At 60.8% G+C, this 566-nt stretch carries 1 pseudogene; it reads right to left on the minus strand.

The features are described from left to right. Positions 1-65 precede the first annotated feature (65 nt). A pseudogene (locus PKE80_RS25240) lies at positions 66-565 on the minus strand (IS5 family transposase); the annotation flags it as partial. Between the last annotated feature and the right edge of the window lies 1 nt (position 566).

The following is a 566-nucleotide window of genomic DNA, read 5'->3' on the forward strand; positions in this document are numbered from 1 at the left end:
AAATGGAAAACCAAAAGTCCCTGTTTCCGGACGTTTGAAGAGGAGGTGCATAATGAACCAGTCGTTGCCGCCTCGCGAATGGTGGTGCTGTCATAGCCCTTGTCGCCGAGCAGGGTAGCGCCCTCGGGGATGGCCTCTATCAGCGCTTCAGCTTCGCACGCATCATGGACCTGCCCACCCGTCAGTCGCAGGCCGACAGGACGTCCATCAGCGTCGACAAAAGCGTGGAGTTTGGTCGTAAGGCCGCCCCGGGAACGTCCCATGCCATGATCGCTGCATTCCCCTTTTTGCCCGTCGCACCGTGCTGGTGGACGCGCATGCAAGTAGAATCGATCATCACCAACTCGCCGTTGAAACCGGCGGAAACCGCCGCCAACAATCGGTCCCACACTCCGGCCTTTCGTCAGCGGATGAACCGGTTGTAGCAGGTCGTCGATGGACCATAGCGCTCAGGGACCTCTGCCCACGGCGCACCAGAACGGAAACGCGAGAGTATCCCGTTCAGCACCCGGCGGTCATCGACGCGGGGTACTCCACGCGGCTTGTTGGGCAGCAACGGCTCGATG

Source organism: Novosphingobium resinovorum (genome assembly GCF_027922145.1).
In the GTDB taxonomy this organism is placed as follows: Bacteria; Pseudomonadota; Alphaproteobacteria; order Sphingomonadales; family Sphingomonadaceae; genus Novosphingobium; species Novosphingobium resinovorum.